At 61.7% G+C, this 4,446-nt stretch carries 4 protein-coding genes; 1 reads left to right on the top strand and 3 read right to left on the bottom strand.

What is annotated here, in order from left to right; genetic code table 11:
• Positions 1-64 precede the first annotated feature (64 nt).
• The 3 genes from aroQ to fbaA all read right to left on the bottom strand — a co-directional run bounded on the left by aroQ (position 65) and on the right by fbaA (position 3,611).
• Positions 65-556, bottom strand: coding sequence for a type II 3-dehydroquinate dehydratase (gene aroQ / locus RKP46_RS10665; RefSeq protein WP_311106626.1), 492 nt, complete (start codon positions 554-556; stop codon positions 65-67).
• A 160-nt stretch (positions 557-716) separates the two neighbouring features.
• The gene (locus RKP46_RS10660; RefSeq protein WP_311106625.1) at positions 717-2,423 is read right to left on the bottom strand and encodes a diphosphate--fructose-6-phosphate 1-phosphotransferase; all 1,707 of its coding nucleotides are present in this window, start codon (positions 2,421-2,423) and stop codon (positions 717-719) included.
• Between the two features lie 114 nt (positions 2,424-2,537).
• Positions 2,538-3,611, bottom strand: a complete 1,074-nt coding sequence (fbaA, locus tag RKP46_RS10655; protein ID WP_311106624.1) for a class II fructose-bisphosphate aldolase — start codon at positions 3,609-3,611, stop codon at positions 2,538-2,540.
• Between the two features lie 318 nt (positions 3,612-3,929).
• Here fbaA and ssb point away from each other — a divergent pair, with 318 nt between their 5' ends.
• On the top strand, positions 3,930-4,397 hold the full coding sequence (gene ssb, locus RKP46_RS10650) for a single-stranded DNA-binding protein (RefSeq protein ID WP_311106623.1): 468 nt from the start codon (positions 3,930-3,932) through the stop codon (positions 4,395-4,397).
• Positions 4,398-4,446: the final 49 nt, after the last annotated feature.

Below are 4,446 nucleotides of genomic sequence, written 5' to 3'. Positions count from 1 at the left end.
ATTACGCTTGCAGGGTTGAACGCTCGCCATCAGGGCCGATGCTGGTCTGGCGATGAGCGGTGGCTTACTCGGTGGCGATCCTGCGCAACAGGTATTCGAGCGCCAGCAGGTATCCTTCGCTACCGAGGCCGCAGACGACGCCAATTGCGAGGTCGGAAAAATAGGACTGATGTCGGAACGACTCGCGAGCGTGGATATTCGACAGGTGAACCTCGACGAAGGCAATGCCGCTACCGGCTACGGCGTCACGCAGGGCGATGCTCGTGTGCGTATAGGCTGCCGGATTGATGATCATGTAGCGGATGTTCTGCTCGCGCGCCGCGTGCACACGTTCGATCAGCGCGCCTTCGTGGTTGCTCTGGAAGGTTTCGAGAACGACCCCGCCACCTTCGGCGCGCTGCACCAGCGCGCGGTTGATTTCGGCGAGCGTCGTTGATCCGTAGTACCTGGGTTCGCGGGTTCCCAGGAGATTCAGGTTCGGTCCATGCAGAACCAGCAGCCGGGCTTGCTCGATTTTTTCCCCGCCGTCCGACGAAGTGTCCTTTTGTTTCCTCATGGCCGCAAGTTTGCCGCAAATCGCCGCATTTTGTCCAGTCTCAGGCCGTCCCGGCAGAGCCCGAGCCGGCTCATCGCCGTTTGTGCATGCGCACCACCGGAAACAAAAAAGGCCATCGCGGGGGCGATGGCCAGCTTGTTCGGGCGCTGCGGCAACCCGTTCAGCCGATCTTGAACATCAGCGACGGAGCAGCCGAGTTCAAGGCGACGCTGATCGGCAGTTGATGCGTCGTCGGACCCCAGAACTGGCGTGGCCCAGGCGAGGCGAAGCAGTCGCCGGCCGCCCATTCGTCGCGCCGCGAGACGAAGAACTGCATGGCCGGCGAGTCCATCTTGACCAGCGCCTTCTCGATGACGAACTCGTTCTGGCCGTGCCGGCGCTCGATGTTGAGCAGTCCGGCGAGCGGGATTGCCTGCGGCGTTCCACCGCTGGTCAGGCCAGTGATCGTCGCCATGTAGCCGGTGCGACCATCGAGGATCAGCGAGCCGGCAGTCAAGCCGAGGTTGAACGTGTAGGCCGCGTCGAAAAGCGTCGGTGCGCCACAACGCCCCTCATAGCCGAGGAAATGGCTGTGGGCGGCAAAGGGGACTTTCGGGTCGATCTCTCTGACCCGCTCCCTGGCCATGTCGATCAGCAGCTGTTCGGTTGGAATCAGCGATACCTGCAGGTTGCCGTGCGAGTCACGTTCGGCGAGCAGCATGCGGACGATGTACGAGGGTAGCGAGGCGAGCAGCGCTGCATTCTGTGGGTTCAGCTTGCTACCGACGAAAGCGGGCTTGGCGTCGTCGCTCAGCGCGGCGAACTCGCCGGCGTGATGTGCCAGGACGTCGTTAAGTTCGCCGATCATCTGGTTCATTTCCGGAATGAACTCGATCAGACCTTCGGGCGCCAGCAGTACGCCGTAGTTCATTCCCTTGTGCGAGCGGTCGACGATGACCTGCGCAATGCGCTCGATGATACTGGCGAGCGACATCTGGCGGGCGGCGATTTCCTCCGAAATGAGCGCGATCGCCGGTTTCGTCTGCAGGGCGACCTCGAGCGCGACGTGCGAGGCGGAGCGGCCCATCAGTTTGACGAAGTGCCAGTACTTGAGCGACGAACTGGTGTCTTGCAGGATATTGCCGACCATTTCGCTGTAAATGCGGGTGGCGGTGTCGAAGCCGAAAGAGATCGAGAGCAGTTCGCCGATCTGCAGATCGCCATCGATCGTTTTTGGTACTCCGATCACCTGTACGCCTGATCCATCCGCCTTGACGCCGCTGAACAGTGACTCGGCGAGCACGGCGGCGTTGGTGTTCGAGTCGTCACCGCCGACGACGACGATGGCGTCAAGCTGGTACTTGATGCAGGTTTCACGCACCTGGGCGAACTGCTCGGCGCTCTTTATCTTCGTCCGGTCGGAACCGAGGAAGTCGAAGCCGCCGGTGTTGATGATGAAATCGACGTGCGCGTCGCTGATCTCAAACAGGTTGCCCTTCAGCAAGCCTTTCGGGCCCGCCCTGACGCCGAACAGCGTGTTGCCGGTGCCGAGGACTCGCTTGAGGCCGCAGACGACGTTGTGTCCGCCAGCCGCCGGACCGCCGGAGAAGAGCACGGCAACGCGCTTGCCGTGTACGGCGGCGGTGCTCGTGCCGCTGGAGCTGAGCACGACATTGCCCGAGGCGGCGACACTGCGCGGAAACTGCTCGCGCACGCCGTCGCTATCCTTGGTGCTCAGAATGCGGCCGCTACTGCTGAAGCTGACCGGTTGCGGCTTGCTCGACGAGCCGAAGGCAGCGCAGACCGGCAGGGGGAGCTGACGCACTGCGGATTCGAATACCGACCGGTGCGCCTCCGTCTGGATGAGCTGTTCGACGAGTGTGCTCATGGTGTGATCCTCGCTAGGGTGTTCATGTTTTGACTGGAGTTGACGTGGAGATTGGGCAAGCAGGGCGCCGCGGAAAGCAGAACCGCAACGCCCTGCCGTGCTCGCAGTGAGCGATCAGGCAAGCGTTCCAACGTTGTTCAGATCGGCAAATGCCTGTTTCAGGCGGGCGCGGAACGCGTCCTCACCCTTGCGTAGCCAGGCACGCGGGTCGTAATACTTCTTATTCGGCTTGTCGTCGCCTTCCGGGTTGCCGATCTGGCCCTGCAGATAGCCTTCGTTTTTCTTGTAGAAGCCCATGACGCCGTCCCAGAAGGCCCACTGCAGGTCGGTGTCGATGTTCATCTTGACCACGCCATAGGAAATGGCTTCCCGAATCTCTTCCAGGGTCGAGCCCGATCCGCCGTGGAAGACGAAGTTGATCGGACGCTCCTTCGTGGCGAACTTCTTCTGTACGTAGTCCTGCGAATTCTTCAGGATGATCGGCTGCAGTTTGACATTGCCGGGTTTGTACACGCCATGCACGTTGCCGAAAGCGGCCGCAATCGTGAAGCGGTCGCTCACTTGCGAGAGTTGCTCGTAGGCCAGCGCCACGTCTTCCGGCTGCGTGTAGAGCCGGGAACTGTCTACGCCGGTGTTGTCTACCCCATCCTCCTCGCCGCCGGTGACGCCGAGTTCGATTTCCAGGGTCATTCCCATCCGGCTCATGCGCTCCAGATAGCGCTTGCAGATCTCGATGTTCTCCTCGATCGGCTCTTCCGAGAGATCCAGCATGTGCGAGCTGTAGAGCGGCTTTCCGTGCACCTTGTAGTACTGTTCGCCGGCCTCGAGCAGGCCGTCAATCCAGGGCAGCAACTTCTTCGCCGCGTGGTCGGTATGCATGACGATCGTGGCGCCGTAGAGCTCGGCGAGCTGATGAATGTGATGGGCACCGGAGACCGCGCCAGCGATGCAGGAACGCTGGCCGGTATTGTCGAGGCCCTTGCCGGCGAAGAACTGCGCGCCGCCGTTGGAAAACTGGATGATCGCCGGCGCGTTGAGCTGGCTGGCGGTCTCCATGACGGCGTTTACCGTGCTCGTGTTGATCACGTTGACGGCAGGCAGGGCGAATTGCTTTTCCTTGGCGAGGTCGAAAATCGCCTGCAGGTCGTCGCCAGTGGCGACGCCAGGTTTGATCTGTGTAGCGTTCATGGTTTGTGTTTCCGGAGGGTGGTTGATCGGGGTGGGTAGAAGTGTTGGGCGAGCCCGGGGAGCAACATGGGGACGACAGCAGCGAGGGCGACAGCAACGGGGGCGGCACGGACACTTGCTGCAAGGAAGGAACGTGGCGATGCAGCCCGCTTCGCTCGAAGTATCTCCGGCGTGCCGCGCCCCGTCAAGCGCCGTCTGGCGAGCGCTGCGCCAGCCAGCTTGCAACGCTCGCCCGCTTCCTCGCCAGTTCCTCATACGGCGGTGGCAGCCCCTATAATTGACGCTTGTCCTTTTTCCTATACTCTCCCGGGAGGCAACATGGCTTCGGTCAACAAGGTGATACTGGTCGGCAATCTTGGCGCCGATCCGGAAACGCGTTACTCGGCAAACGGCGATGCCGTGTGCAACATTCGCATGGCGACGACCGATCGGTTTCGTGACAAAGCAAGTGGCGAACTGAAGGAGAGCACCGAGTGGCACCGGGTCGTTTTCTTCGGCAAGCTGGCCGAAACGGCCGGGCAATACCTGAAAAAGGGCAGGCAGGTCTATGTCGAAGGACGCATTCGAACCAACAAGTGGCAGGACAAGGACGGCAACGAGCGCTACACGACCGAAATCATCGCCAACGAGATGAAGATGCTCGGCAGCCGGGAGGGTTTGGGCACGCCGTCGCCGGGCGATGGCGAGTACGGCGGCGCCATGCCGTCGACCGCCGCGCCGGCACGCTCGGCGCCAGCCCGGAAGACACCCAGCTTCGACGACATGGACGACGACATCCCGTTCTAGATCCGACCTGGGTTGTAGCTGTAAACAAGATCCCGGTAAGCCTTGTGCT

Source organism: Accumulibacter sp. (genome assembly GCF_031732815.1).
In the GTDB taxonomy this organism is placed as follows: Bacteria; Pseudomonadota; Gammaproteobacteria; order Burkholderiales; family Rhodocyclaceae; genus Accumulibacter.
This window is presented reverse-complemented; position numbering and strand designations above follow the sequence as displayed.